At 57.4% G+C, this 26376-nt stretch carries 24 protein-coding genes; 11 read left to right on the forward strand and 13 right to left on the reverse strand.

Annotation, left to right across the window (positions count from 1 at the left end; genetic code table 11):
- Positions 1–13: 13 nt before the first annotated feature.
- Entirely contained in the window at positions 14–361 is a 348-nt protein-coding gene (locus tag L3068_RS19740; RefSeq protein WP_048028933.1) for a hypothetical protein, read from the reverse strand.
- Entirely contained in the window at positions 358–861 is a 504-nt protein-coding gene (locus L3068_RS19745; protein ID WP_080347321.1) for a hypothetical protein, read from the reverse strand. Before L3068_RS19745 ends, L3068_RS19740 begins: the two co-directional genes overlap by 4 nt.
- A 397-nt stretch (positions 862–1258) precedes the next feature.
- Here L3068_RS19745 and L3068_RS19750 point away from each other — a divergent pair, with 397 nt between their 5' ends.
- Positions 1259–2428, forward strand: a complete 1170-nt coding sequence (locus L3068_RS19750) for a coiled-coil domain-containing protein (RefSeq protein ID WP_014885298.1) — start codon at positions 1259–1261, stop codon at positions 2426–2428.
- On the opposite strand, the gene L3068_RS19755 is transcribed toward L3068_RS19750, so the two are convergent.
- The gene (locus tag L3068_RS19755) at positions 2429–3193 is read right to left on the reverse strand and encodes a siderophore-interacting protein (protein ID WP_023331344.1); all 765 of its coding nucleotides are present in this window, start codon (positions 3191–3193) and stop codon (positions 2429–2431) included.
- Between the two features lie 147 nt (positions 3194–3340).
- Between L3068_RS19755 and L3068_RS19760 the strand changes: the two genes are divergently transcribed.
- Positions 3341–3835, forward strand: coding sequence for a PadR family transcriptional regulator (locus tag L3068_RS19760; RefSeq protein ID WP_014885300.1), 495 nt, complete (start codon positions 3341–3343; stop codon positions 3833–3835).
- On the opposite strand, the gene L3068_RS19765 is transcribed toward L3068_RS19760, so the two are convergent.
- Together L3068_RS19765 and L3068_RS19770 are read right to left on the reverse strand one after the other, a co-directional pair.
- Positions 3832–5391, reverse strand: coding sequence for a methyl-accepting chemotaxis protein (locus L3068_RS19765; RefSeq protein ID WP_117581430.1), 1560 nt, complete (start codon positions 5389–5391; stop codon positions 3832–3834). The genes L3068_RS19760 and L3068_RS19765 overlap by 4 nt on opposite strands.
- Positions 5392–5727: 336 nt before the next feature.
- Complete coding sequence (locus L3068_RS19770; protein ID WP_117581432.1) at positions 5728–7248, reverse strand: methyl-accepting chemotaxis protein; 1521 nt, start codon at positions 7246–7248, stop codon at positions 5728–5730.
- Between the two features lie 435 nt (positions 7249–7683).
- Here L3068_RS19770 and ygjG point away from each other — a divergent pair, with 435 nt between their 5' ends.
- Positions 7684–9063, forward strand: a complete 1380-nt coding sequence (gene ygjG / locus L3068_RS19775) for a putrescine aminotransferase (RefSeq protein ID WP_023337828.1) — start codon at positions 7684–7686, stop codon at positions 9061–9063.
- A gap of 72 nt (positions 9064–9135) precedes the next feature.
- Here the strand turns inward: ygjG and L3068_RS19780 are convergent, their stop codons facing one another.
- Complete coding sequence (locus L3068_RS19780; RefSeq protein WP_023331347.1) at positions 9136–9738, reverse strand: helix-turn-helix domain-containing protein; 603 nt, start codon at positions 9736–9738, stop codon at positions 9136–9138.
- A gap of 42 nt (positions 9739–9780) precedes the next feature.
- Here L3068_RS19780 and L3068_RS19785 point away from each other — a divergent pair, with 42 nt between their 5' ends.
- The gene (locus L3068_RS19785; protein ID WP_214602838.1) at positions 9781–10467 is read left to right on the forward strand and encodes a B3/B4 domain-containing protein; all 687 of its coding nucleotides are present in this window, start codon (positions 9781–9783) and stop codon (positions 10465–10467) included.
- A gap of 12 nt (positions 10468–10479) precedes the next feature.
- Positions 10480–11328, forward strand: a complete 849-nt coding sequence (locus L3068_RS19790) for a dihydrodipicolinate synthase family protein (protein ID WP_117581434.1) — start codon at positions 10480–10482, stop codon at positions 11326–11328.
- 55 nt (positions 11329–11383) lie between these two features.
- On the opposite strand, the gene lsrG is transcribed toward L3068_RS19790, so the two are convergent.
- Genes lsrG through lsrA form a run of 6 tightly spaced genes read right to left on the reverse strand, consistent with a single transcriptional unit; the run spans position 11384 to position 17069 of the window.
- Positions 11384–11677: a (4S)-4-hydroxy-5-phosphonooxypentane-2,3-dione isomerase gene (gene lsrG, locus L3068_RS19795; RefSeq protein ID WP_023331350.1), complete on the reverse strand. Its 294-nt coding sequence runs from the start codon at positions 11675–11677 to the stop codon at positions 11384–11386.
- The gene (lsrF, locus tag L3068_RS19800) at positions 11674–12561 is read right to left on the reverse strand and encodes a 3-hydroxy-5-phosphonooxypentane-2,4-dione thiolase (RefSeq protein ID WP_014885309.1); all 888 of its coding nucleotides are present in this window, start codon (positions 12559–12561) and stop codon (positions 11674–11676) included. Before lsrF ends, lsrG begins: the two co-directional genes overlap by 4 nt.
- Before the next feature lie 11 nt (positions 12562–12572).
- Entirely contained in the window at positions 12573–13574 is a 1002-nt protein-coding gene (lsrB, locus tag L3068_RS19805) for an autoinducer 2 ABC transporter substrate-binding protein LsrB (protein WP_014885310.1), read from the reverse strand.
- Between the two features lies 1 nt (position 13575).
- The gene (lsrD, locus tag L3068_RS19810; RefSeq protein WP_045134798.1) at positions 13576–14553 is read right to left on the reverse strand and encodes an autoinducer 2 ABC transporter permease LsrD; all 978 of its coding nucleotides are present in this window, start codon (positions 14551–14553) and stop codon (positions 13576–13578) included.
- Complete coding sequence (gene lsrC, locus L3068_RS19815; RefSeq protein WP_117581436.1) at positions 14554–15585, reverse strand: autoinducer 2 ABC transporter permease LsrC; 1032 nt, start codon at positions 15583–15585, stop codon at positions 14554–14556.
- On the reverse strand, positions 15582–17069 hold the full coding sequence (lsrA, locus tag L3068_RS19820; RefSeq protein WP_117581438.1) for an autoinducer 2 ABC transporter ATP-binding protein LsrA: 1488 nt from the start codon (positions 17067–17069) through the stop codon (positions 15582–15584). The genes lsrC and lsrA overlap by 4 nt, the downstream gene beginning before the upstream one ends.
- Positions 17070–17284: 215 nt before the next feature.
- Here lsrA and lsrR point away from each other — a divergent pair, with 215 nt between their 5' ends.
- The 3 genes from lsrR (at position 17285) to L3068_RS19835 (ending at position 22075) form a co-directional block, all read left to right on the forward strand.
- Positions 17285–18253 (forward strand): transcriptional regulator LsrR, encoded by a 969-nt coding sequence (lsrR, locus tag L3068_RS19825; RefSeq protein WP_014885314.1) that lies wholly within the window; start codon positions 17285–17287, stop codon positions 18251–18253.
- A 34-nt stretch (positions 18254–18287) separates the two neighbouring features.
- Positions 18288–19868, forward strand: coding sequence for an autoinducer-2 kinase (gene lsrK / locus L3068_RS19830; RefSeq protein WP_117581440.1), 1581 nt, complete (start codon positions 18288–18290; stop codon positions 19866–19868).
- Between the two features lie 185 nt (positions 19869–20053).
- On the forward strand, positions 20054–22075 hold the full coding sequence (locus L3068_RS19835; RefSeq protein ID WP_117581441.1) for an NADPH-dependent 2,4-dienoyl-CoA reductase: 2022 nt from the start codon (positions 20054–20056) through the stop codon (positions 22073–22075).
- 82 nt (positions 22076–22157) lie between these two features.
- On the opposite strand, the gene rlmG is transcribed toward L3068_RS19835, so the two are convergent.
- Complete coding sequence (gene rlmG, locus L3068_RS19840) at positions 22158–23294, reverse strand: 23S rRNA (guanine(1835)-N(2))-methyltransferase RlmG (RefSeq protein ID WP_117581443.1); 1137 nt, start codon at positions 23292–23294, stop codon at positions 22158–22160.
- A gap of 83 nt (positions 23295–23377) precedes the next feature.
- Here rlmG and L3068_RS19845 point away from each other — a divergent pair, with 83 nt between their 5' ends.
- The 3 genes from L3068_RS19845 to L3068_RS19855 all read left to right on the forward strand — a co-directional run bounded on the left by L3068_RS19845 (position 23378) and on the right by L3068_RS19855 (position 26168).
- Positions 23378–23881: a YgjP-like metallopeptidase domain-containing protein gene (locus L3068_RS19845; RefSeq protein ID WP_014885318.1), complete on the forward strand. Its 504-nt coding sequence runs from the start codon at positions 23378–23380 to the stop codon at positions 23879–23881.
- Positions 23882–23951: 70 nt separating this feature from the next.
- Entirely contained in the window at positions 23952–24950 is a 999-nt protein-coding gene (locus L3068_RS19850) for a Gfo/Idh/MocA family protein (RefSeq protein WP_014885319.1), read from the forward strand.
- Positions 24951–25202: 252 nt separating this feature from the next.
- Positions 25203–26168, forward strand: coding sequence for a TerC family protein (locus L3068_RS19855; protein ID WP_023331359.1), 966 nt, complete (start codon positions 25203–25205; stop codon positions 26166–26168).
- Positions 26169–26376: the final 208 nt, after the last annotated feature.

Below are 26376 nucleotides of genomic sequence, written 5' to 3' on the forward strand. Positions count from 1 at the left end.
TTGATTTTAAACGCTATTTTTCGATGTAGTTGTAAGAAGTCAGAATTCCTTTGTCAGAAAAATCGACGGACAGGTGCTGCTTGCGATCCAGATTAAGAGGAATGATGAGATAGATACGACGATCGATGATCTGCGACGTATACTCCCAGTGGCGCGTATTATTGTAGTCAGCCGTATTTGCTGGTACGCCAAAAGCAATCAGCACATCTTTGCGGGTCGTGACCTCTGGGATCAGCTTCTGCTTTATCTCTTTTTCCGAATACTGAGCCAGGCTTGTCGCCTTGGTTCCGTCGTAGTTCGATGCACATGAGGCGCTCAGGAGACAGGCTAACGCCACACCTAAAAAGTTAATGGCTTTCACTGTACAAAATCCTTTTCAACATAAATGCCATTGACGGTATCAAGCGCGACTTCTTTCATATAAAGCACGCAATATCCCGTTTTATCGCTATAGCTAATATGCCCTTCGTAGATCTTTTTCTTTTCTGGCGTGAAAGTCAGCGATACATTACATCCCTGATATAAAGCGTGCTGGATAGTGGTTTTTTCATCTGGCACAATCAACGTTTCGAAATAGTCTTTATCGTATTTCTTCCCCGTGACTTTAGGGAGACCAATATCTTTCGTCGACCCAAGGAAAGGGTTCAAATAACGATTGTGCTTAAGTACCCACCCACCTGTTTCTTTACCAGATTTATCATACTGATAGATGCCATAACTCATCGGCGGCCCAATGAGACGAAGCTTAGCGACATCCTCGCTACTCGGCGGTGGCGTGTACATTTTCGGCTCAGGAAAGAAAGTACTGCAGCCAGAAAGACTCACTATTGCTGGAATAATTATATATTTTAAAAATCGCATACCGTTACCTTTATATATATCCTTGCTTATTTTTCAGAGAGACACCCCGAGGCATTAACATCCCTGAATGCTATTAACAAATCACTCATAGATATAAAGGTCAACTAAAAAAAATAAATTTAGGTTTAGTGTAATAAAAATGCGCGTGCCGTTGGATTTTGAGGAGTTTATTAATACTCTTTGAACAACGAATCGCCAATGTTGGCTCACTCTTCAAGCGTGGTAACACTGGCAGAGCGGGAACCGTAAACTCAAACCCTCCAGTTCCTTTACTCACAAACTGCAAAACTAAAGAAATCCCCCATCGCGCCGATCATCATCCGTGTGTATTATTTCCTGTAGCGTTGCCCACAACTACCCTTAACTCAAATACTTAAGCGCCAAAGCGAAAGGCATCATGAGCACACCGATCAAACGGCTAGAAATCATTAAAAATGCCATTGAACTGGAAGATGACGACATCATCCAGAGCCAGCTGACACGGCTGAAGAATGAAGCGTTTGACGATGAGCTACAGGCAATCGTCGTGGCGCTTGAGCAGAAGAACTACACCGCCGCCATCAGGGCCATTACCGCCTGGCTGCAGGGCCAGCGCGCCATCACCCCGTGGCGCGACCCGCAAGTGGCAGCCAGCAAGCTGGAGCTGAAGGCGCTGGAAGAGCGTCTGCGTGATCTGATTGACCGCCGCAACGCCCGGGTGCAGCAGCTTGATGAGTTCAACGATCTCTATTTCTCCCGTCTCGGCCCGCTGATGCAGCAGATCCTCGCCCTGCGTAAAACGCTGGCAGAGCTCAACCTGCGTCGTCAGCAGGCGGAAGCGCGTCGTCGCGAGGAAGATTACCGTCGCTGCCAGCGCTATATGGCGCAGGCGGTGGAGGTGCTGGCGACGCTCACCCAGCGCTGGCGCGATCTCCCGGCCGACTCCGTCCAGGCCGCTGAGGCGCGTAAGCATCTGGAGCAGCAAAGCAATCTGATTGCTAATTTGCTGGCCGAGGCGCTGGAGCTGGAGAGCGGCTTAACGCGCGAAGAGGAGCCTGCTCGCCAGGCGCGTGACGAAGCCAACGAAGAGTACGAGAAGTATCGCGAGCAACATCACGATGTCGAAATGCGGCTGCGCAAAGGGAAGCTCCTCTCTGAAGAAGATCAGAACGAACTCAAGCGTCTCTGGCGGCAGGCGAGCAAACTCTGTCATCCGGACCTGGTGGCGGACGACCTGAAAGAGGAAGCCAACGCGATGATGGTGCAGCTCAACCAGGCCAAACAGCGTGGCGACGTCAAGGCTATTCGCTCGCTGGTCGCCCGCCTGCAGCAGGGCTTCGAGCCGCTGATGGCCAGCGACAGGCTGAACGATCTGGAACGTATCCGCAAAAAAATGGCGCAGGTACGCGAGCAAATCGACACCTTAGTGAACGAGCTGGCGGAGCTGGAGAAAGAAGAGTCCTGGCTGCTGGTGTCGTCGCTGAGCAATATGGAGGCGTACTTTGCTCAGCAGGAGAAAGCCCTGCACGAGGTTCGCGCCTCGCTCGAACACCAGGTGAACGAAGCGCAGATGGATTCAGCAGCCTGATTATTTAGCGTGCCAGTAGGCGCTGGCACGCACCAACTGTTGATCAATCGCGTCAGTGTCAAACTGACGGCTCAGGCTTTTTACTACCTTTCCTTCCCCGGTCAGCCAGATAAAGTACTCTTCCGCCGGAACGGTCAACGCCGCCAGACGATCCGCCACCGCCTGCTCGCTGTGGCCCACTACCCAGGTGATGTCGACGTCGCTCAGGTGCGCCAGATAGTCCTTATATGCGTCGTTCCCGACCGTCACTACCGCGTGAATTTCCGGGCGAACCGGCAGTTTAGCAAGACTCTCTAAGCGTCGACGTAGCGCAGGCATGCCGGATTCATCACACACGTACAGTTGCCAGGCGTAATCTTCCGGCACCACCAGCGAACCGCGCGGCCCACCAATGGTCAACGTGTCCCCCGCTTTCGCCTCAACCGCCCAGTTGCTGGCAATGCCGCCGTCATGAATGAAGAAATCGAGCACCAGTTCATGGCGAGACTCATCATACAGCGGCGTATAGTCGCGCGTCTGCGGACGCACGCCGTCGCCCCAGTCGATGCCTTCATCAGTCACCACGGGCGGCACAAACACCGCCCCCGGTGCCGGGAAAAAGACTTTGGTGTGGTCGTCGAAGCCGCGGGAGCTAAACCCCTCCAGCGCCTCGCCACCTAATACAACGCGCTGGAAACCCGCGCTCACGCGTTCCACGCGGAGCACCGTCAGCTCGCGAAAACGCAGGTCGTTACGAACACGCTGTGGGTAACGGGTAGATGCCATTTTTAGCCCCTTCTCTGATGAATACGATATATCTAAATTAATTTTTAAATGATAATGATTACTAATCAGTAAAAAAGCAAGATCTTTTAGATTGCATCTGAATATATCTTAGATATAGTTTAGATATATCAAATTGAAGGAATTACTATGCGACACGAACATGATGGCGGCGGACGCCGACCGCGCTTTTTCGGCCACGGCGATCTGCGGCTGGTGATTCTGGATATCCTGACCCGCAATGCGAGCCACGGCTATGAGCTGATCAAAGAGATTGAGAACCTGACCCAGGGTAATTACACCCCGAGCCCTGGGGTGATCTACCCGACGCTGGATTATCTGCAGGATCAGACCTTTATCACCATTACGGAAGAAGAGAACGGCAGAAAGCGAATTGCGATTACCGTGACGGGCCAGCAGTGGCTGGATGAGAACCAGGAACAGCTTGAGCACATACAGGCACGCATCAAAGCGCGTTCTGTCGGCTTCCAGCTGCGCAAAAACCCGCAGATGAAGCGGGCGCTGGATAACTTTAAAGCGGTGTTAGACCTGAAGGTGAATCAGGGAGAGCTCAGCGACGCGCAGCTTAAGCAGATTATCGGCGTCATTGACCGCGCGGCGCTCGAGATCTCCCAGCTGGATTAAGCCGGAGCGTGTTCGCTCACGCGGAAGACGCGTACCAGCTCTTTCAGGTGCATCGCCTGTTCGTTAAGCGATGCCGCCGCGGCGACGGACTCCTCCACCAGCGCGGAGTTCTGCTGGGTGGTGGCATCAATCAGGCCAATCGCGCTGTTAATCTGCGAGATCCCTTCCGTCTGCTCATGGCTGGCCTGGCGGATCTCACGCAGGATGACGTCCATCTCTTCCACGTTGCCCACCATCCCGTTGATCAGCGCGCTCGCTTTTTCCACCAGGTTCATTCCGTCCTGGGTCTGACTGGTGGAGCTCTCAATAAGCTCACGGATTTCGCTGGCCGACGACGCGCTCTTCTGGGCAAGCTGGCGCACCTCACCGGCCACCACCGCAAAGCCACGACCGTGCTCACCGGCGCGCGCTGCTTCCACGGCCGCGTTCAGCGCCAGAATGTTGGTCTGGAAAGCAATGGCGTCGATCAGGTCGATAATGTCGGACATCCGGTTCGACGTCTCGTTAATCAGGCGCATTTTGCTGGTCACCTGCTTCATCATCTCACCGTTGTTTTTGACCACCGTGGCAGCATCTGCCGAGAGGTTGGTCGCTTCGCCAGTGTGCGAGGCGGTGTTTTTCACCGTCGCGGTGATCTGCTCCATCGAGGCTGCTGTCTGTTCAACGGAACTTGCCTGCTCTTCCGTGCGCGCGGCGAGATCCTGGTTACCCGCAACGATCTGCGCGGCTGCGCTGGAGATATTCTCCGAGCCGGTTTGCACCTGCTGCACAATGTCCAGCAGACGGTTTTTCATCTCCATCAACGCATGCAGCAGTAAGCCCGTTTCGTCTTTGCCGTGCGGCGTGATGCTGCCCGTCAGATCGCCCTCTGAAATGGCCTTCGCAAAATTCACCGCCTCGCCGAGCGGACGGGTGATAGCGCGAACGATAAACCAGCCGATCAGGCTGCCTGCCGCGACGCTAAAGAGGGTGATGAGGATCAGCAGCAGTCGGTTAGACCTGAAATCCCCTTCTACCTGCGCGCCTGCACTTTGCATCTCGCTGTTTTGAATGGCAATCAGCTCCTTCACTTTCGCTTTATAAGCCTGCTGCACGGCAAGGGTGGTGGTCATCATCTCTTGAATGGCACCCGCACGATTGTTGTTCTGCACCGCCTGCAGGATGCGATAGCGCGAGTCCAGATACTGCTGGCGCACGCTACGGATATCCGTCAGCACCTGCTGAGACTTTTCATCCTGCAACGCGTTGTTCAGCTCGCCCAGGATCACCGTGATGTGCTCGCTGATCTCTTTCAGGTGCTGCTGAGATTGCCCCGTGTAAGTCCCCTGCTCGTCCAGCAGCATCAGCTGTTGAGTGCTAATAAATTCCTGGAAGTTATCGATTAACTGGTTCGCTTTTACCGTGGTCGGATAATCACGGGTAATAATGGATTGCATCCCATTATTTGCCCGGTTCAGACTCAGCAGAGACAGGCTCGCGCTGATTGCCATCAGGACAATAAAGAACCCAAACGCCAGAAATAATTTCGTGCCGATCTTTACGTCATGTAAGAACATATTTACTCCATCGATGTGATTATTTCTCAGACGATCGCTGTTATCGGTAACGAATTCGCTAACTTTATGACTTTGATCGTTTTTTTATTTCATAACCATCACAATGGATAGGCAGGGACTATTAATTTCGTCTCATCGATCGTTACCAGACCACCAGAAGCGTGTTTTGCAAAACAGCATCATGGGAAACTGACTTAGGCAGGAATAAATAACTGAGGTACTTTTTTTAGTTATTTAATATTATATTAACAATAAAGCACATTAATAGTCACAAGCAGCCATAAAAAAGCCGTTTATTCCTTACGGAATAAACGGCTTTTCCGGAACTTTACTGACTCAATGGAGCACGGTTACCGCATCCTTCAGACGCCCGGCACGGTGTTTCACCATGGCAGAAATGTGCGCGCTCTCCTCGACCAGGTCGGCATTTTTCTGCGTGATGCTGTCCAGCTCGGCCACCGCACGGGTTAATTCTGAGAGCCCGGTGGCCTGCTCGGAGGTGGAGTGACTGATCTGAGCGATAAGCTGCGTCACGTTTTTCACCTGCTCGACAATGTCATCCATCGTGCGGCCGGCGGCGTGCACCTGCTCGGAGCCGGACTGCACTTTGCTGGCGCTGGCATCGATGAGTTTACGAATATCGTTAGCCGCACTGGCGCTGCGGCTGGCGAGATGGCGGACTTCGCCCGCGACCACGGCAAACCCTTTCCCCTGCTCACCCGCCCGTGCCGCTTCAACTGCCGCATTGAGCGCCAGGATATTGGTCTGGAAAGCGATGTCGTTTATCAGGGAGGTAATCGAGCCAATTCGCTGCGTGCTGTCGGCGATGTCATCCATGGTTTTGACCACGGTCTGCATCGCATTGCCGCCCTTCGTCGCCGCACTGCTCGCGGCAACGGAGAGTTTATCCACCTCGGCGGCAGTTTCAGAGTTGCTCTGCACGGACGCGGCCATCTGGTTCATCGTTGCGACGGTCTGCTGCACATTCGCTACCGTCTGACGCGTACGATCGTTCAGATCTTCATTACCCCGGGCCAGCCTGTCGCTGCCGTCACGCACGCTCACCACCTGGCTCGAGACGTCGTTGATCAACCAGCGGCACATCAGCCCAAGCTGGCCTATCGCGCGCAGGGTCAGCCCCAGCTCGTCACTGCGGTTCAGATGCTGCACGCTGTTGCGCTCCCCGGTAGCCACCCTCAGGGCCTGTCGCGCCACGTTTTCGACCGGACGCACAATCTGTTGCTCAAACAGCAGCGTCCCCAGCAGCATGACCACCGCAGCCGCAACGAGCGGCATCCACCCTGCGGAGGTGGCGACCAGCGTGGCGGCGAGGACGGCAAAAAGCATCGCCATTACGCTACGCACCCGCCAGCGCAGTGGCATGGCCGGCAGTTTACCCAGCCAGCCCTTTCCCACCACCAGTCCTTTATGAATACGTTTCTTACAGCTGCCGTCATTCAGCGCGCGGTAGAGCGGCTCCACGGTGGCTATCTCTTCCGCCGTGGCTTTGGTGCGGATCGACATATAGCCCGTCACCTTCCCGTGACGCACCATTGGCACCGCATTCGCGCGCACCCAGTAGTGGTCACCGTTTTTGCGCCGATTTTTGACAAACCCGCTCCACGGTTCCCCCTGTTGCAGGGTGTACCACATATCGGCAAAGGCGGCTTTTGGCATATCAGGGTGGCGCACCATATTGTGCGGCTGGCCCGTCAGCTCATCAAGCGGGTAACCGCTCACCTGCACAAACGTGTCGTTGGCGTGGGTAATGTAGCTGTGGATGTCTGTGGTAGACATTAAGGTGGTGTCATCGTCCAGAGGATATTCATTCTGGGTGACATAGGTTGGAGAGGACATTGTGAGCATCCCTTGCAGGTTATTTGAATGTTAAATTTGTGGGTAATTGTTTTTTCGGCGGTAACCAATTTATCTTTAGTTGTTAAACTTGATGGAGATCGCAGATTTCACTTAAACCGCACTTTTTGTGAGAATTTATAATTCATTGATTTGAAATACTTTCTCTTGGAAATTACCTGCAAAGCATGACCTGTTAACGCCCGCTTAAGTGGCATGCAGTGCACTCCTTTCGTGCAATTGCGCTTTTATGCCCCGTCCTGCACGTGCTGTGCCTTATCGCTAAATCCCGTTTCGGTTGTATCGGCATGATTAAATATTGTGCAACATTATTTTAACCTGGCGTTTATCCCGATTTTCGTTAAGTCCTCTGAAGTGGCGTAATCCCTGCAATACTTAAACCAGTATCATGTGATACGCGATCCCCGGGAGCATATTTTGAACAGGTTACCTTCCAGCGCCTCGGCTCTTGCCTGTACCGCGCACGCATTGAATCTCATAGAGAAGCAAACGCTTGATCATGAGGAGATGAAACAACTTAACCGAGAGGTCATCGATTACTTTAAAGAGCACGTCAATCCAGGATTTCTGGAGTATCGCAAATCTGTTACCGCCGGCGGGGATTACGGAGCCGTAGAGTGGCAAGCGGGAAGTCTGAACACGCTTGTCGACACCCAGGGACAGGAGTTTATCGATTGCCTTGGTGGTTTTGGTATCTTCAACGTGGGGCACCGTAATCCAGTTGTGGTTTCCGCCGTACAGAATCAACTTGCGAAACAACCTCTCCATAGCCAGGAACTGCTCGACCCGCTTCGCGCCATGCTCGCGAAAACGCTGGCGGCCTTAACGCCCGGCAAACTGAAATACAGCTTCTTTAGTAACAGCGGCACGGAATCGGTCGAAGCGGCGATTAAACTCGCCAAAGCGTACCAGTCGCCGCGTGGGAAATTCACCTTCATTGCCACCAGCGGCGCGTTCCACGGTAAATCCCTGGGCGCACTGTCGGCGACCGCTAAATCCACCTTCCGCAAGCCGTTTATGCCGCTGCTGCCGGGCTTCCGCCACGTGCCGTTCGGCGACATTAACGCCATGCGCACCGCGCTGAGTGAATGCCGTAAAACCGGCGATGACGTGGCGGCGGTGATCCTGGAGCCGATTCAGGGCGAAGGCGGCGTGATCCTGCCTCCGCAGGGCTATTTGCCTGCCGTGCGTCAGCTGTGCGATGAGTTTGGCGCCCTGCTGATCCTCGACGAAGTCCAGACCGGGATGGGACGCACCGGCAAGATGTTTGCCTGCGAGCACGAGAACGTTCAGCCAGACATTCTGTGTCTGGCGAAAGCGCTCGGCGGCGGCGTGATGCCGATTGGTGCTACGGTAGCCACCGAGGAGGTATTCTCGGTGCTGTTCGACAACCCGTTCCTGCATACCACGACCTTTGGCGGTAACCCGCTGGCCTGTGCGGCCGCGCTGGCGACCATCAACGTGCTGCTGGAACAAAACCTGCCTGCGCAAGCAGAGCAGAAAGGCGACATGCTGCTGGATGGCTTCCGCCAGCTGGGCCGGGAATATCCGGATCTGGTGCAGGATGCACGCGGCAGAGGGTTATTGATGGCGATTGAGTTTGTCGACAATGAAATCGGCTATAGCTTCGCGAGCGAGATGTTCCGCCAGCGGGTACTGGTGGCCGGAACGCTCAACAACTCGAAAACCATCCGTATTGAACCGCCGCTGACGCTGACGATTGAGCAGTGCGAGCAGGTGCTGAAAGCGGCACGTAAAGCGCTGGCAGCACTGCGTGTGAGCGTGGAAGAGGCGTAAAAAGCGCCGGGTGACGCTACGCTTACCCGGCCTAAGCAAGCCCGGTAAGCGTTAGCGCCACCGGGCAGTTTTTTATCGGTGAAACTCCGCCACCGTCATGGTGAAGCGAAGCACGGTATCGCCTTCATTCCCGTAGCCGTGTGCGGCTTCCGTTTTCGCCACCGCCGACGCGCCAGCCTCAACCTGCGTCACCGTCTCGCCCACCGTCAGCGACAATACCCCCTCGTTCACGTGTAGCAGTTCACATGTGCCTGCCGGGTGCCCCGGTGAAGAGAAGTGTTCCCCCGGCTGCATCTCCCACTGCCACAGTTCAATCATGTCCGGGCCAGCGGTACCCGCCAGTAATCTGGCAGAACCGCCCTTTGCGCCCTGCCACAGAACCGGGATGGCCTGTTTTTCAATAACATGCACGACCGGTTCGCTGGAGACGTTAACAATATCCGCCACGGAAACGCCCAGCGCGGCAGCCAGTTTGCACAGGATAGCGATACTGGGATTGGCGGCCCCCTTTTCGATCTCCACCAGCATGCCTTTGCTGACGCTGGCGCGGCGGGATAGCTCATCCAGCGACAATTTTTTATCTTTACGCCAGTTGCGGATGCGGTTCGCCACGGCCAGGCTTACCTGGGCAACATCGGCCCCCTGCTCAGTCATTATATTGACTTTATCAGTCATTGGTCACTACCATGGTATAAAACAGTCAATACAGGATTATTTATGTCTCTCGTTACGCCGTCAATAGACCCGCGTCTTGCCGGGATTGCCCCGGGCTTTCGGGCGCTGAGCATTCTGGTTGAAGCCGCACAGATTACCCATCCAGAAGTTGCCCCCGCCGCGCTGACGCAGGCTTGCCAGCAGGTGTTGAATGATGATGTACCGTGGGCACAAGCGCATCTCGCCGCCTGGGATGAGGTATTTAAAAACTTTGGCGCGAAGCCAAAACGTACCCCCTGCTCGGCCTCCGCACTGCGAAAGCGGGTGCTTAAAGACGGTTCGCTACCTTCACTCGACCCGGTGGTGGACATCTATAATGCGGTCAGTATTCGCTACGCCATTCCGTTAGGGGGCGAGAATCTCGCGGCCTATTCCGGTGCGCCGCGCCTGACGCTGGCCGAGGGCAATGAACCCTTTGACACCCTGAAAGAGGGCCAGCCGGTGGTGGAATACCCGGATGCTGGCGAGGTCATCTGGCGCGACGATATGGGCGTCACCTGTCGTCGCTGGAACTGGCGACAAGGGATACGCACCCGTCTTGATAGCCAGGCGCAGACCATGTGGTTTATTCTCGAAAGTCTGCCAACGATGCCGTCAGGTGCGCTCGAAGAAGCGGGCGAGGAGCTGGTCAGCAATCTGCAACGATTAATGCAAGGCGCAACGGCTCAGGTTCAACTGCTGGAACTGTAAGAGGACAACACGATGTTTCACGGGTTAAGTGCGTTTCCGTTAACGCCCCTGAAAGAGGGGAAGTTTGACGAGCAGGCCTTTATCAACCTGCTTCGCCCCCTGGTCGACGCGGGGGTGGATTCGCTGGGTATTCTGGGTTCAACGGGCAGCTATGCCTACCTCACCGTTGAGGAGCGCACGCATATTACCCGCTGCGCGGTGGAACATGCCAATGGCATTCCGGTCATGGTCAGTATTGGCGCACTGAGACTGGATGACATTCTGCGTCTGGCTGAGCACGCGCAGAAGGCAGGTGCATCCAGCGTGCTGATGGCACCGGTGTCGTACCAGCGTTTGACGACGGACGAGGTCTATTCGCTGTATGAGACGGTAACTCGCCAGCTCTCCGTCCCGCTGTGCGTTTATGATAATCCCGCCACCACCGGGTTTGAGTTTAGCGACGAGCTGATGTTTGCCGTGGCGGCGCTGCCCAATATTGGCTCGGTGAAAATGGGCCACATGCCGGAGGATGTGTCGCAGGTGCGGGCGCGTCTTCCGAAGACGGTCACGCTGGGGATAAGCGGCGACTGGCGGGCAGCATCCGCCCTGCAGGCCGGGTTTGACGTCTGGTATTCCGTCGTCGGCGGGCTGTTCCCTCAGGCGGCACTGGCAATTGCGCACTCGAAAGACAGCATGGAATCAGAACGTCTGGAGCCACTGTGGGCGCTGTTCCGCCGTTACGGCAGCGTGCGGGTGATGGCAGCGGCAGCCGAGATGATGGGAAAAGTGGAGGCACCGGCGCTCCCCTTCCCACTGCAGGCGATTCAGGGTGAGCCGCGCGAGGCGCTTGCTGCGATCCTGGCGGACCTGACGCTGGCCTGAAAAATGCCGGGTGGCGCTAGCGCTTACCCGGCCTACAAAGCCTTCACTACGTTTTCTACTCCGGCAACAACCCCACAAAACTGCGTTTTTTGCGCGGCTCCGACATCAGGTCCTCAAGCTTATCCACGCACGCCAGATAGTGCGGCGTCTGCTTATGCGCCAGCACCGCCGCTTCGTCTTTATAGGCTTCGTAGATAAAGAACCGGGTTTTCACCCTCGGATCCTGCAGGACGTCAAAACGCAGGTTTCCCGGCTCCTTAATCGCCCCTTCATGGTTGGCGCGAAACACCGTCAGAAACTCGTCCACCCGCTCGGGTTTGATGTTGATCTCCACTAACGTCACGTTCATTTTGCTTCTCCCTGTTTCTCTTCCTGCCAGAACTGGAACGCTTCACGGGCGCTCATGTTCTCGTGAACTACTTTTTTCACTGCCTTCAGCATGGCGAGCGGCGCGCTGGACTGGAAGATATTGCGCCCCATGTCCACACCGGATGCGCCCTGGTCAATCGCGCGCCAGCACATCTCCAGCGCCTCGTGCTCCGGCAGCTTTTTGCCGCCGGCGATGACGATCGGCACCGGGCAGCTGGCGGTGACTTTTTCAAAGCCCTCATCCACATAATAGGTTTTGACGAACTGCGCCCCCATTTCGGCGGCAATGCGGCTGGCAAGTGAGAAATACCGCGCGTCGCGCGCCATCTCTTTCCCCACCCCTGTCACCGCGAGGGTTGGCATGCCGTAGCGGGCACCGGCGTCGACAAGCTTGATGATGTTGTTGATCGACTGATGCTCGAACTCGCTGCCAATGTAGACCTGTGCTGCGACCGCGCAGACGTTCAGCCGGAGCGCATCTTCCATTGCCACCGCCACGCACTCGTTGGACAATTCGCCCAGAATTGAGTTACCGCCGGAGGCGCGCAGCACAACCGGTTTGTTGGTGGCCGCAGGCACGGTGCTCCGCAGGATACCGCGGGTACACATCAGCACATCGGTTTCGCCAAACAGCGGCGCAATGGAGAGATCGATACGCTCAAGGCCGGTGGTCGGCCCCTGGAAATAACCGTGGTCAAAGGCCAGCATCACCGTGCGGTTGCTTTGCGGGTTGAAGATGCGCGAAAGCCTGGACTGCATCCCCCAGTCCAGCGAACCACAGCCCTTCAGGGTAAACGGCACATTTTGCTGTGGCGTGCCGATGCCAAAATCCTTCCCGTCTTTGATGTCGTCTAAATCAGCCATTTGTTCCCCCGTCAGAAATCGTATTTGTTGATGTTCTCTTTAGTGAACACCACGCGTTCCGGCAGCAGCACGATGCCGTTACCTTTCGCCTCATACTGGTAGCCCTGCACGCTGTTCGGTTCGACCTTCAGCGTACCGATCTCTTTCACGTCCACGCTGTCGCCAACGTTAAGATCGCCTTTTTTCAGTAAACGATCGGCGACATTGACCGCAATTTTGCCCTGTTGCACCACGTCCCACAGGCCGAAGGCTTTTACCGTGCCGCGCTCCACGTATGGACGCATGACGTTTGGCGTGCTGAACCCGACAATCGCCACCCCTTCCCGCTTCAGGTTTTCTGCTGCCTGCGCAGCGGCTGGCAGGGCGTTGGCATCCGGGGCGATGATCGCATCCAGATCCGGATACGCTTTTAAGATCCCCTCGGCGGTTTGCAGGGATTTGGTGGCATCGTTATAGCCAAACTGAGTGGTCACGATCTGCCACTGAGGATGATCTTTCTCGATTTTAGCCTTCGCCTCTTTCACCCACTGGTTCTGGTCGGTGACCGTTGGGCTGGAGTAGAAGAATGCCACTTTGGCATTCGGTTTGGTGACCTGCTTGCCCGCCATCTCCACCAGCAGGCCGCCGAGCTGTTCCGGCGTCCCCTGGTTGATATATATGCTGCGGCACTCCGGTTTGGTGTCGGAATCCCAGGTCAGCACTTTGACGCCGCGCTGCATCGCGCGTTTTAAGGCCGGGCAGAGGCCGTCCGGCGACACGGCAGAGACGATAATCGCGTTGTAGCCCTGGTTAACGAAGTTGTTGATGAGCTGCACCTGGCCGGAAACGCTCGGCTCGGTTGGACCGTCATAGGTGACGTCCACGCCGAGGTCTTTCCCCGCCTCTTTCGCACCGTTGCCGCCGCTGGTGAAGAAGCCAACCCCCACCAGTTTCGGGATAAAGGCAATCCGATCCGCCGCCTGCGCCGAGGCGAAGCTGAGGGCCATTGCCAGGACTATCAGTTTTGTTTTCATCTTACGCTCCGGAAAGTTTTCTAAAGAGAGAACGCACCCATTCGCGGTGCAGACTCAGCGAACGACCCATCACCACCACAACCAGCAGCGCTCCTGAAAGCGCGCTCGATACCTGGTTGGGGATGCCGACCATCTGTAAACCCTGTTGCAGGTACCCCACCAGCAGCGCTGCCAGCGCCGTACCGACAACCGAACCTGACCCGCCGTAGATATTCGCCCCGCCGAGTACGGCGGCGGTGAGCGCAGGCATCAGCAAATCGCGCCCCAGATCTGACCGCGCGGAACCGAAATAGGAGACCATGACCAGTGCGGCAATGGCCGAGGCCACGCCCACCAGACCATACAGCGCGTAGGGCATACCGTTAACCGACAGCGCCGCATAGCGTGCCGCACGCGGGTTCTGGCCAATCAAAAACAGATGACGGCCAAAGCGCCCGCGGTGGGTAATCAGCCAGAAGAAAACGGTAATCACAGCGAACAGCACCAGCGGGAGCGGCAGGCCAACGACCGTGAGATTCGCGAACGCGGTAAAGCTGTCCGGGAAGCCGCCGATGCCCTCATAGCCCGTCGCCCCCGCCATGCCGGAAAGCAGCAACGCCCCGCCACCGTAGAGATAGAGTGTGCCGAGGGTAATCACCAGTGGACTGATGCCGGTGTAGTGGATCAGCGCCGCATTCACCAGCCCGCACAGCAGGCCGAGCAGCAGCGTCAGCGGAATGGCCACCGCCATCGGCCACCCGGCCTGCATCATCACCCCCAGCGCGATGGCGCACAGGCCGATGGTCGAACCCAGCGAGATGTCGATCCCGCCGCTGATAATGACAAGCGTGAGCGGCAGCGCCACGATACCGATACAGATGAAGTCGCTGGTGCTGAACAGCAGCATATTGATGTCGAGCATGCGCGGGTTAATGGCGCCAAAGAGCAGGATCTCCAGCACCAGCAAAACCAGCAGCGCGCTTTCCCAGTTAAGCTTCATTTACGCCACCTCTTTTTTGCGTTTGGGAAAGGGAGTGACGTGCTTTCCCCCTCTGTGACCTGGCTGGAAGCGGCAGTATTTCAGCGCCCGCTGATGGCGCGCCAGCGCCTGACGCAGCCGCCCGTCGAGCACCAGTACGCCCAGCAGCACCAGCCCGGCGATAAAGTCATTCCACCAGGCTGGCAGCCTGAACAGCACCAGTACGGTGTCGATTTGGGTGAGGAAGAAAGCCCCAAGCAAGGCACCGATCAGCGTGCCGGTGCCGCCCAGCAGAGAGATCCCCCCGAGCACGCAGGCGGCGATGGCCTTCATCTCCAGCCCGCTGCCGGTCTGGTTGGGGACAAAACCAATTTGCGCGGCAAAGACAATCCCTGCGCAGGCCGCCAGCATCCCGTTCAGGGTAAAGGCGAGCATGCGGGTGCGGTTCACCGCTACGCCCAGCTGACGCGCGGCGGCGAGGTTATCACCCACCGCGCAGAAATCACGGCCGAACGCGGTACGCGACAGCGTCCACGCGCCCGCGGCTGCGATAATTAACACCACCATACCGAGTGGCGACATGCCGATGGCAAGCGGTTCAGAGAGAGATTTCAGCCCCGGCGGCAACCCTTCAATCCACTTCCCGCCCGTCCAGAGCAGCATCGCCCCGCGATACAGCCCCAGCGTGCCGAGGGTGGCAACAATCGCCGGGATGCGCAGCCCCACCACCAGCACGCCGTTGAACGCCCCGGCCAGTGCGCCAATCGACAGTGCGAAGAGGATGGAAACGGGCAGGCTGTAGCCGCCATTGAGCGCCACGCCGACGGCGATTGCCGACAGCCCAACGGTCGAGCCCACCGAGACGTCAATATTGCGGGTCAGCATGACCAGCGCGGCACCGATGGCCAGCAGGATCAGGATCTGGGCACTGGCGAAGATCATCCCCAGCGTTTGCAGGCTGAAGTAAGACGGGTTCAGCGCCACCAGCACGGCAAACAGTGCCAGAATGGCGAGAAACGCGCTCAACTCACGGTTCTTTAATAAGGTCTTCATGATTGCCCTCCGAACGCCAGCGCCATCATCCTGTCGAGGCTAACGGCATGGCGCGGCAGCTCGCCGCTGAGTACGCCCTGATGCATCACCAGTACGCGATCGGCAAGGCCCGGGAACTCATCGAGATCGCTTGAGATCATCAGTACCGCGACGTTCTGCGCGGCTACGCTTTTGATGAGCTGGTAGATATCGGCGCGCGCGGAGACGTCCACGCCACGCGTCGGTTCATCGACAATAAGAAGTAAAGGATTGGCCTCCAGACAGCGCGCCAGCAGTACCTTCTGCTGGTTGCCGCCGGAGAGCGTACGCACGGTTTGATCCGCATGGTTGAGCTTAATCCCGAGTGCACGGTGATAGCGCTCTACCACCGCCGACTCCCGCTTGCGCTGCTGCCAGAAAGACGGCTCGTTCAGCACCACGGTGTTCCAGCGGATCGGCGCGTCGAGGAACAGGCCGGAAACCTGCCTGTCTTCCGGCAGGTAAACCAGCCCTTTTTCCAGACGTGAACCAGGCGGATCGGCAGTGATTTCCTGATTCTCCAGCCAGACGCGCCCCCCGCGCACCGGGCGCAGGCCGTAAAGCGTTTCGGCAAACTCGGTGCGCCCGGATCCCACCAGCCCGGCCAGGCCGACGATCTCACCGGCGAAGATCTCAAGACTCAGATCGATAAACCCCTCCCCGGTGAGATCCTCCACGCGCAGCACCGGGAAATCCTGCGGCTGGGTGCGGCGGTTGCCCGGCAACGCCAGCCACAGCTTTTGCGTCTCGCTCAGAGATTTTTCCCGACTCACTGGCGTCATGGCGGCAATCAGGGCGTTATCGTCAAACTGCGCGGTTTCACCGCTCAGCACCACTGCACCGTCGCGCATCACCGAGATGTGGCTCGAAAGCAGGCGAATTTCCGGCAGCTTATGCGAGATAAAAACAATCCCGACGCCAAGCGCCTGCAACGCGCGGATCTGGCGGAACAGGCGTTCGGTTTCGCCGGGCGTGAGCGAGGCGGTGGGTTCGTCGAGGATCAGGATCCTGGCGTTGCGCATTAGTCCGCGGAGGATCTCTACCATCTGCTGATCCGCCACTTCCAGAGTGCTGGCGGTGGCATCAAGGTTAAGCTGGCATTGCAGCTGCTGGAGCTTATCGGCCAGGCGCGGTTCCAGATCCCGTTCACGGGGCAGGCGAAAGAGGATGTTTTCCCGCACCGTCAGGTTGGGGAACAGCAGCGGCTCCTGCGGTACCAGATAAATGCCGAGCTTATGCGCCTGCGCTGGCGTAAGCCGTGCAAAAGACTCCCCCGCAACCGAAAGTTCACCGCTGTCGGGCGTTTCAACTCCGGCGATGATCTTCATCAGCGTCGATTTTCCCGCGCCGTTCCCGCCCATCAGGGCGTGTACCTGGCCCGCGAGCAGCGTGAAATCAATGCCTTTTAACACCGGCACGCCCGAGAACTGCTTGCTGATCCCCCGCGCTTCAATAAGTGGTGTCATCATCGCTCCGCTATTGAACAAATGATTTTTAGATTTAATAATGTTCAAAAGCGTAGACGGTGAACTATATTTACAACCGTGCAGGGATCACAGTTTTATTGATTAAGATCCAGATAAAACAGAAACCCGCTTAAAGATCCGTTTTGTCGCGTGGCTCACATTTTCCCTTCGCGTCATCACGAACATATGATCTAAATTTTTATAAGAGTTCAATTATGAGCGATAAACGCACTGCGGAAGAAGGACGGTTTGCCGGGCTGGCGCTGGCGGAAGAGGAGCTGGTGGCGCGCGTGGCCTGGTGCTATTACCACGACGGGCTGACCCAGAACGACATCGGTGAGCGACTCGGGCTGCCGCGTTTGAAGATCTCCCGTCTGCTGGAGAAAGGCCGCCAGTCCGGGGTGATCCGCGTGCAGATCAACTCCCGTTACGAGGGCTGTCTGGCGCTGGAAACCGAACTACAGCAGCGCTTTGGGCTGAAGCTGGTGCGCGTGATGCCCGCCCTGAATACGCCGCCGATGAACGTGCGGCTGGGCATTGGCGCGGCGCAGTCGCTAATGGGCGTGCTGGAGCCCGGCCAGCTGTTGGCGGTGGGATTTGGTGAAACGACCATGAGCAGCCTGCAGCACCTGAGCGGCTTTATCAGCTCGCAGCAGATCCGCCTGGTGACGCTCTCCGGCGGCGTCGGGCCGTATATGACCGGTATCGGCCAGCTGGACGCGGCCTGCAGCGTCAGCATGATCCCCGCCCCGCTGCGCGTGTCATCCGCCTCCGTTGCCGGGATCTTAAAACGTGAAACCAGCGTGCGGGACGTGATCCTCGCCGCCACCGCCGCCGACGTGGCGGTGGTTGGCATTGGTTCGGTGAACCAGCGCCGTGACGCCACGATACTGCGCTCCGGCTATATCAGCGAAGGTGAACAGCTGATGTACGCCCGCAAAGGCGCAGTCGGCGACATTCTCGGTTATTTCCTTAATGCCGAGGGGGAATGCGTTGAGGAGCTGGAGATCCATAAAGAATTACTCGGCGTCACGCTCGATGAACTGGCGCAACTGCCCACCATCGTTGGCGTGGCCGGCGGGGAAGAGAAAGCCGATGCGATTTATGCCGCACTGAAGGGTCGCCGTATCAATGGCCTGGTGACGGAGGAGACGACAGCCCGCGCGGTGCTGGCCCTGGCGTAACGGGGATGCCCTGCGCTAACAACGAGGCAAGCTCATGAGTTACCTTTTAGCGTTAGATGCAGGGACCGGCAGCGTTCGCGCCGTGATTTTCGATTTACAGGGCAACCAGATTGCCGTCGGTCAGGCCGAGTGGAAGCACCTGAGCGTGGAGAACGTAACGGGATCGATGGAGTTCGATCTCGACACCAACTGGCGGCTGACCTGCCAGTGCATTCATCAGGCGCTGGAGCATGCGCACCTGACCGCGGCGGATATCCAGTCCGTTGCCTGCTGCTCCATGCGCGAAGGGATTGTGCTGTACGACCGCAACGGCGAGGCCATCTGGGCCTGCGCCAACGTCGACGCCCGCGCCAGCCGCGAGGTGGCCGAGCTCAAAGAGATCCACGACAACCGCTTTGAATCCGAAGTGTATGACGTCTCCGGGCAAACTCTCGCCCTGAGCGCCATGCCGCGCCTTCTGTGGCTGGCGCACCATCGCCCCGACATCTACCGCAAGGCCGCGACCATCACCATGATCAGCGACTGGCTGGCGGCGAAGCTTTCCGGCGAGCTGGCGGTGGATCCCTCCAATGCGGGCACCACCGGCATGCTGGATCTCTTTTCCCGCGACTGGCGTCCGGCGCTGCTCGACATGGCCGGGCTGCGCGCCGATATTCTCTCCCCGGTGAAAGAGACCGGCAGCGTACTGGGAGCCATTACCCATGAAGCCGCGCAGCAAAGCGGCCTGCGCGAAGGCACGCCGGTGGTAATGGGCGGTGGCGATGTACAGCTGGGCTGCCTGGGGCTGGGCGTGGTCCGCGCCGGACAAACGGCGGTGCTGGGCGGCACCTTCTGGCAGCAGGTGGTGAACCTGCCGCAGGTGCGCACCGACCCCGATATGAATATCCGCGTGAACCCGCACGTCATCCCCGGCATGGCCCAGGCGGAGTCGATCAGCTTCTTCACCGGGCTGACCATGCGCTGGTTCCGCGACGCCTTTTGCGCAGAAGAAAAGCTGATTGCCGGGCGGATGGGAGTGGACACCTATACTCTGCTGGAAGAGATGGCGAGCCGCGTGCCGGCAGGCTCCCACGGGGTGATGCCGATCTTCTCCGACGCGATGCATTTCAAGCAGTGGTACCACGCCGCGCCGTCGTTTATTAACCTCTCTATCGACCCGGAAAAGTGCAACAAAGCGACGCTGTTCCGTGCCCTGGAAGAGAATGCGGCAATCGTTTCGGCCTGCAACCTGGCGCAGATTTCGCGCTTCTCCGGCGTGACGTTTGAAAGTTTAGTTTTTGCGGGCGGAGGAGCAAAAGGCGCCCTGTGGAGTCAGATCTTAAGCGACGTCACCGGACTGCCGGTACGCGTGCCGGAAGTGAAAGAGGCGACAGCGCTCGGCTGCGCGATTGCGGCAGGCGCAGGCGCGGGATTATTTGCAGATATGGCCTCAACGGGCGAGCGGCTGGTGAAGTGGAGCCGCGAGTTCACGCCAAATCCCCAGCATCGTGAGCTGTATGACGGCATGATGCAAAAATGGCAGGCGGTGTATGCCGACCAGCTTGGGCTGGTGGATAGCGGGCTGACCACATCGATGTGGCAGGCCCCGGGATTGGTACGGGCAGCGGCGCCGTAAAATACGCCGGATAGCGCTGCGCTTATTCGTCCTGGGGTTTTGTAGCCCCGGTAAGCGCAGCGCCACCGGGGAAGTTCTTTGAGATCTATCACAATCATTCGATCCCGCTTTTACCTTTCCGCTGCCGCTGGCTAAATTAGTAACTCATCCGACCACATAACAATAATTTTACACTGGAAGAGACTATGAGCCGCTACCCGTCGTTGTTCGCCCCCCTGGATCTGGGGTTCACCACCCTTAAAAACCGCGTGTTAATGGGCTCGATGCACACTGGGCTGGAAGAGCGTCCGGACGGTGCCGAGCGTCTGGCGGCCTTCTACGCCGAGCGCGCGCGGCATGGCGTGGCGCTGATTGTCACCGGTGGCGTAGCACCTGCGTCTTCAGGCGTGACGATGGAAGGTGGCGCGGTGTTGAACGATGCGAGCCAGCTTGCACATCACCGTATCGTTACCGACGCGGTTCACAAAGAGGGCGGCAAAATCGCCCTGCAAATCCTGCACACCGGGCGCTACAGCTATCAGCCGAAACTGGTCGCGCCGTCGGCCATTCAGGCGCCGATTAACCGCTTCACACCGCATGCCCTCAGCCACGACGAGATCATAACGCTGATTGACGACTTCGCCCGCTGCGCGGCGCTGGCGCGTGAAGCAGGTTATGACGGCGTCGAAGTTATGGGCTCAGAAGGTTATCTGATCAACGAATTCCTTGCCGCCCGCACTAACCAGCGCGAGGACGAATGGGGCGGCGACTATGTTCGCCGCATGCGCTTTGCCGTTGAAGTTGTGCGCGCGGTGCGCGAACGAACAGGAACAGATTTTATTATCATCTTCCGCCTGTCGATGCTCGACCTGGTGGAGGGCGGCGGGACGTTCGACGAAACCGTGCAGCTGGCGCAGGCGATTGAAGCCGCTGGTGCCACCCTCATTAACACCGGGATTGGCTGGCACGAAGCCCGTATTCCGACCATCGCCACACCGGTGCCGCGCGCGGCATTCAGCTGGGTGACGCGCAAGCTGAAAGGCAAAGTGTCTGTTCCGCTGGTCACCACCAACCGCATTAACGACCCGCAGGTGGCGGACGATGTGATATCGCGCGGCGATGCCGACATGGTGTCGATGGCGCGGCCGTTCCTTGCGGATGCCGAGCTGCTGTCCAAAGCGCAAAGCGGACGCGCGGATGAGATCAACACCTGCATCGGCTGTAACCAGGCCTGCCTGGATCAGATCTTCGTCGGCAAGGTGACCTCCTGCCTCGTCAACCCGCGAGCCTGCCACGAAACTAAAATGCCGATCGTTCCGGCGGCCAGCATAAAACGCCTGGCCGTCGTGGGCGCAGGCCCGGCGGGCCTGGCGTTTGCAGTGAATGCCGCCTCGCGCGGCCACAGCGTGACGCTTTTTGACGCCGCAGGCGAGATTGGCGGGCAGTTTAATATCGCCAAACAGATCCCCGGCAAAGAGGAGTTCTACGAGACCCTGCGCTACTACCGCCGGATGATCGACCTGACGGGCGTCGAGCTCCGGCTCAATCAGTTTGTCAGCGCGGCGGATCTGATCGGTTTTGATGAGGTGATCCTGGCAAGCGGGATCGTACCGCGAACGCCTGCGATCGCAGGTATCGATCATCCAAAAGTGCTGAGCTATCTCGACGTATTGCGTGACAAAGTGCCGGTCGGGAAAAGCGTAGCGATTATCGGCTGCGGCGGAATTGGCTTTGATACCGCCATGTACTTAAGCCAGCCGGGTGAGGCCACCAGCCAGAACATTGCCGAGTTTTGCGTGGAATGGGGTATCGACACCAGCCTGAGCCAGTCCGGCGGCCTGCGTCCGGAAGGACCGCAATTGCCGAAAAGCCCGCGTCAGATTGTGATGCTGCAGCGTAAAGCCAGCAAGCCGGGCGAAGGACTGGGTAAAACCACGGGCTGGATCCACCGGGCAACCTTGCTCTCGCGCGGGGTGAAGATGATCCCGGCGGTGAGCTACGAAAAGATCGACGACGAGGGTCTGCACGTTACGATCGGCGGCGAACCGCAGCTGTTGCGTGTGGATCATGTGATTTTGTGTGCCGGGCAGGAGCCGAGAAGGGATCTGGCGGATCCGCTGCGCGAAGCCGGAAGAACGGTGCATTTGATTGGCGGATGCGATGTGGCGATGGAGCTGGACGCACGGCGGGCGATTGCACAGGGGACGAAGTTGGCATTAGCGATTTGATTTCTTGCCCGGTGGCGCTGCGCTTACCGGGCCTACAAAACCGTAGGTCTGTGCAAGCACAGCGCCACCGGGCAAAACAATACTAACGACGACGCCCCAGCTTCACCGCCTTCAGCACCACAAACTTGTTGTTCGTCGCGATGGTGACGCAGTTGCCGAAAATTTTCTTCAGCTTGTGGAAGTAGTCCAGGTGGCGGTTCGCCACGATGTACAGCTCGCCGTTGATTTTCAGACAGCGGCGCGCGTGGTGGAACATCTCCCAGGCGACGTTATCCGTCAGAGCATGCTTCTGATGGAACGGTGGGTTACAGAACACGGCGTTGAAGCGGAACGGCTCCACGCCGGAGAGCGCGTTGTTGATCATAAACTCGCAGCGATCCAGCGCCTCTGGCAGGTTAGTTTCCACGTTCAGACGACTGGAGGCCACCGCCATTGGCGATTCGTCGCTAAACACCACGCTGGCGTCCGGGTTTTTCGCCAGCAGCGTCAGGCCAATCACACCGTTCCCGCAGCCCAGGTCGACGATCTCCCCTTCCAGATTTTCCGGCAGATGTTCCATAAAGAAGCGTGCGCCGATATCCAGGCCGGTACGGGAGAAGACGTTCGCATGGTTGTGGATGGTCCAGTCGGTGCCTTCCAGCTTCCAGCTCAGCGTCTCTGGCGCGTCGGCCAGCTCCGGTGCGCTAAACGTACAGTTGATCAGGCGCGCTTTTTTCCAGGAAAGCGTAGTGGTGGTTGGACCGAGGACTTTCTCGAACAGCTCCAGCGTCGACGTGTGGATATCGCGTGCCTTGGCACCCGCGATAATACGGGTTTCTGGCGTGACGACTTTTCGCAGCGCGCGCAGCTGTTGCTCCAGCAGCGCCATGGTTTTTGGCACTTTAATCAGCACTACACCCGGCGCCTGCGGGTACTCCGCGGTGCTGTCGAGGAACTTCACGCTGGATTCGTCGATTTCGTTATGGCGCAGGTTTTCACGCGTCGCCAGCTCGCTTAAGTAAGAATCGCCGATGCTGTAAGGTTTGTGCTCCGCCAGGGCGCAGCCCAGCGCGCCGAATGCATCATTCAGGATCAGAACCGGCCCGAGGATTTCGGTATCATCCAACTGCTGCAGCAGATAATCATCCGCCGCTTCCCACGCCTGAAGCGGGTTAACGTCGTCCGTTTCCGGGAAACGTTTAAGGTTGAGTGAACGGAAACCGTTGTCTAAGTGGCTCATCGGCCCTCCTGAATGGTAAAATTTGGCGTATCCCTGAAAAGGGTGCGTGAGTATACCCGTTTTATTGTCGATTTGGGGCGTTGATGAACCAACTTACTTATCTCCAGGGCTACCCGGAGCATTTACTTTCTCAGGTTCGCAGCCTGATTGCCGAGCAGAAGCTGGGCGCGGTGCTGGAAAAACGCTACCCCGGTACGCACGATTTCACGACCGATAAAGCCCTCTGGCAGTATACGCAGGATCTGAAAAGCCGGTATCTGAAGAGCGCGCCGCCGATCAACAAGGTGATGTACGACAACAAAATCCACGTTCTGAAAAACGCGCTCGGCCTGCACACCGCTATCTCCCGCGTGCAGGGCGGCAAGCTGAAAGCCAAAGCCGAGATCCGCGTGGCGACGGTTTTCCGTAACGCACCGGAAGCCTTTCTGCGGATGATCGTGGTCCATGAGCTGGCGCACCTGAAAGAGAAAGAGCACGACAAAGCGTTCTATTCCCTGTGCTGCCACATGGAGCCGCAGTACCACCAGCTGGAGTTTGATACCCGGCTGTGGCTGACGCATTTATCGTTAAAGAGTAATGCGCAGTAACGCACGCGAATTGTCATGATGACGTGCTACAGTGGTTAAAGGTTCCCCGCTACGGAGTACGTAAACGTTTATGATACGTTTCGCAGTCATTGGAACGAACTGGATCACGCGCCAGTTCGTCGACGCCGCCCACGAAACCGGCAAACTTAAACTCACCGCAGTCTATTCCCGCAGCCTTGAGCAGGCGCAGAGTTTTGCGAATGATTACCTCGTCGAGCATCTCTTCACCTCTCTCGACGAGATGGCGCAAAGCGACGCCATAGACGCGGTGTATATCGCCAGCCCGAATTCCCTGCACTTCCCCCAAACGAAGCTGTTTCTCAGCCATAAAAAGCATGTGATTTGCGAGAAGCCGCTGGCGTCGAATATCCAGGAAGTGGAAGCCGCCATCGCGCTTGCCCGCGAAAACCAGGTGGTGCTGTTCGAAGCGTTCAAAACGGCCAGCCTGCCGAATTTCCTGCTATTGCAGCAGTCGCTGCCGAAAATAGGCAAAGTGCGTAAAGCCTTCATCAACTATTGCCAGTACTCGTCGCGCTATCAGCGTTATCTGGACGGCGAGAACCCCAATACCTTTAACCCGGCCTTCTCTAACGGCTCGATTATGGATATCGGTTTTTACTGCCTGGCCTCTGCAATCGCGCTGTGGGGCGAGCCGCACGGCGTCACGGCCACGGCCAGCCTGCTGGAAAGCGGTGTGGATGCGCACGGCGTCGTGGTGCTGGATTACGGCGATTTCAGCGTCACGCTGCAGCACTCTAAAGTCAGTGATTCTGTGCTGCCGAGCGAAATTCAGGGCGAAGCCGGGTCGCTGGTGATTGAGAAGATTTCCGAGTGTCAGAAAGTGAGCTTTGTGCCGCGCGGCGGTAAAGCGCAGGAGCTGACGCAGCCTCAGCATATTAACACTATGCTCTATGAGGCAGAGGTCTTCGCCCGTCTCGTGGAAGACAACGAAGTGAATCACCCGGGCCTCGCGGTGAGCCGCACCACGGCGAAGCTGCAAACGGAGATCCGCCGTCAGACCGGCGTGGTGTTCCCTGCAGACGGCGTGGGCGCAGAAGCTATCGCGTAAAGCTGTGTAATGAAAAGGCGCAGACCATTGACGAAACCGATGGTCTGACATATTTTGTTACCTGCAAAGGGGAGTAACTTCTTCGCCGGTGGATCGTCATTACGATGCGTGCAAAATCGCATCCGGTCGCCGGGCAACCTTCGTGGTTGTAAGTGAGACCTTGCCGGAAGGCGAGGTCTATGCATAAAAAGCTAACGGCTATCGTCTTCTGACCATAGCCGTTTTTGTTTTTTTATGTGTAAGGAAAATAGTATGCATTCTGTCGGCACTCCAATGTTGTGGGGCGGATTCGCGGTTGTCGTGCTCATCATGCTGGCGATCGACCTCTTTTTGCAGGGGCGTCGCGGTGAGCACGGCATGTCCATAAAGCAGGCCGCCGTCTGGTCCCTGGTGTGGGTCACCCTCTCTCTGCTCTTCTGTGCTGCCTTCTGGTGGTACCTGGCCTCAACCGAAGGCCGTGCGGTGGCCGATCCTCAGGCGCTCGCCTTCCTCACCGGCTATCTGATTGAAAAAGCCCTCGCGGTCGATAACGTCTTCGTCTGGCTGATGCTGTTCAGTTACTTTGCCGTGCCTGCGTCACTGCAGCGCCGTGTGCTGGTCTATGGCGTGCTGGGTGCGATTATCCTGCGTACGATCATGATCTTCGCCGGTAGCTGGCTGATTACCCAGTTCGAATGGCTGCTGTACGTCTTCGGCGCGTTCCTGCTGTTCACCGGGGTCAAAATGGCGCTGGCGAAGGAAGATGAAACCGGTATTGGCGAAAAGCCGCTGGTCAAGTGGATCCGCAGCCACCTGCGCATGACGGATAAGATCGAGAGCGAGCACTTCTTCGTGCGCAAGAACGGTCTGCTGTTTGCGACTCCGCTACTGCTGGTGCTGATTCTGGTTGAGCTGAGCGACGTGATTTTCGCCGTAGACAGCATTCCGGCCATCTTTGCGGTGACGACAGATCCGTTCATCGTCCTGACCTCTAACCTGTTCGCGATCCTTGGCCTGCGCGCCATGTACTTCCTGCTGGCAGGTGCCGCAGAGCGCTTCTCGATGCTGAAGTATGGCCTGTCGGTGATCCTCGTGTTCATCGGTATCAAGATGCTGATCGTCGATTTCTACCATATCCCGATCGCTATCTCGCTCGGCGTGGTGTTCGGCATTCTGATCGTGACGCTGATTATCAATACCTGGGTTAACCGCCAGCACGATAAGAAGCAGCAGGTTTAGTGCGTTTTGCCGGGTAAGCTCAGCGCCACCCGGCATTTCCGTTAACCAATAGTTAAAAAACATGACGCAACACGTAAAAACCAGCATTTTACTCTTCCGCCTTGCCCTGCTTTCCCTGATACTCAACCAGGCAAACAAATACTTACATCCGGACATAAATGTGACTTAGAGCACATACAGGATGGAACGCAATTTCACTCAGGAATAA

Source organism: Enterobacter cloacae complex sp. ECL414, assembly GCF_021869685.1.
In the GTDB taxonomy this organism is placed as follows: domain Bacteria; phylum Pseudomonadota; class Gammaproteobacteria; order Enterobacterales; family Enterobacteriaceae; genus Enterobacter; species Enterobacter kobei.

Excerpts from the sequence above, each read along its gene's own strand:
- L3068_RS19855 (WP_023331359.1), top strand. The coding sequence starts at position 25,203 with ATGCATTCTGTCGGCACTCCAATGTTGTGGGGCGGATTCGCGGTTGTC.
- L3068_RS19845 (WP_014885318.1), top strand. The coding sequence starts at position 23,378 with ATGAACCAACTTACTTATCTCCAGGGCTACCCGGAGCATTTACTTTCT.
- lsrK (WP_117581440.1), top strand. The coding sequence starts at position 18,288 with ATGAGTTACCTTTTAGCGTTAGATGCAGGGACCGGCAGCGTTCGCGCC.
- L3068_RS19850 (WP_014885319.1), top strand. The coding sequence starts at position 23,952 with ATGATACGTTTCGCAGTCATTGGAACGAACTGGATCACGCGCCAGTTC.
- L3068_RS19755 (WP_023331344.1), bottom strand. The coding sequence starts at position 3,193 with ATGGCATCTACCCGTTACCCACAGCGTGTTCGTAACGACCTGCGTTTT.
- L3068_RS19765 (WP_117581430.1), bottom strand. The coding sequence starts at position 5,391 with ATGTTCTTACATGACGTAAAGATCGGCACGAAATTATTTCTGGCGTTT.
- lsrB (WP_014885310.1), bottom strand. The coding sequence starts at position 13,574 with ATGAAAACAAAACTGATAGTCCTGGCAATGGCCCTCAGCTTCGCCTCG.
- lsrD (WP_045134798.1), bottom strand. The coding sequence starts at position 14,553 with ATGAAGCTTAACTGGGAAAGCGCGCTGCTGGTTTTGCTGGTGCTGGAG.
- lsrG (WP_023331350.1), bottom strand. The coding sequence starts at position 11,677 with ATGAACGTGACGTTAGTGGAGATCAACATCAAACCCGAGCGGGTGGAC.
- lsrR (WP_014885314.1), top strand. The coding sequence starts at position 17,285 with ATGAGCGATAAACGCACTGCGGAAGAAGGACGGTTTGCCGGGCTGGCG.
- L3068_RS19780 (WP_023331347.1), bottom strand. The coding sequence starts at position 9,738 with ATGACTGATAAAGTCAATATAATGACTGAGCAGGGGGCCGATGTTGCC.
- lsrA (WP_117581438.1), bottom strand. The coding sequence starts at position 17,069 with ATGACACCACTTATTGAAGCGCGGGGGATCAGCAAGCAGTTCTCGGGC.
- L3068_RS19750 (WP_014885298.1), top strand. The coding sequence starts at position 1,259 with ATGAGCACACCGATCAAACGGCTAGAAATCATTAAAAATGCCATTGAA.
- L3068_RS19785 (WP_214602838.1), top strand. The coding sequence starts at position 9,781 with ATGTCTCTCGTTACGCCGTCAATAGACCCGCGTCTTGCCGGGATTGCC.
- L3068_RS19835 (WP_117581441.1), top strand. The coding sequence starts at position 20,054 with ATGAGCCGCTACCCGTCGTTGTTCGCCCCCCTGGATCTGGGGTTCACC.
- L3068_RS19745 (WP_080347321.1), bottom strand. The coding sequence starts at position 861 with ATGCGATTTTTAAAATATATAATTATTCCAGCAATAGTGAGTCTTTCT.
- lsrC (WP_117581436.1), bottom strand. The coding sequence starts at position 15,585 with ATGAAGACCTTATTAAAGAACCGTGAGTTGAGCGCGTTTCTCGCCATT.
- lsrF (WP_014885309.1), bottom strand. The coding sequence starts at position 12,561 with ATGGCTGATTTAGACGACATCAAAGACGGGAAGGATTTTGGCATCGGC.
- L3068_RS19760 (WP_014885300.1), top strand. The coding sequence starts at position 3,341 with ATGCGACACGAACATGATGGCGGCGGACGCCGACCGCGCTTTTTCGGC.
- L3068_RS19790 (WP_117581434.1), top strand. The coding sequence starts at position 10,480 with ATGTTTCACGGGTTAAGTGCGTTTCCGTTAACGCCCCTGAAAGAGGGG.
- rlmG (WP_117581443.1), bottom strand. The coding sequence starts at position 23,294 with ATGAGCCACTTAGACAACGGTTTCCGTTCACTCAACCTTAAACGTTTC.
- L3068_RS19770 (WP_117581432.1), bottom strand. The coding sequence starts at position 7,248 with ATGTCCTCTCCAACCTATGTCACCCAGAATGAATATCCTCTGGACGAT.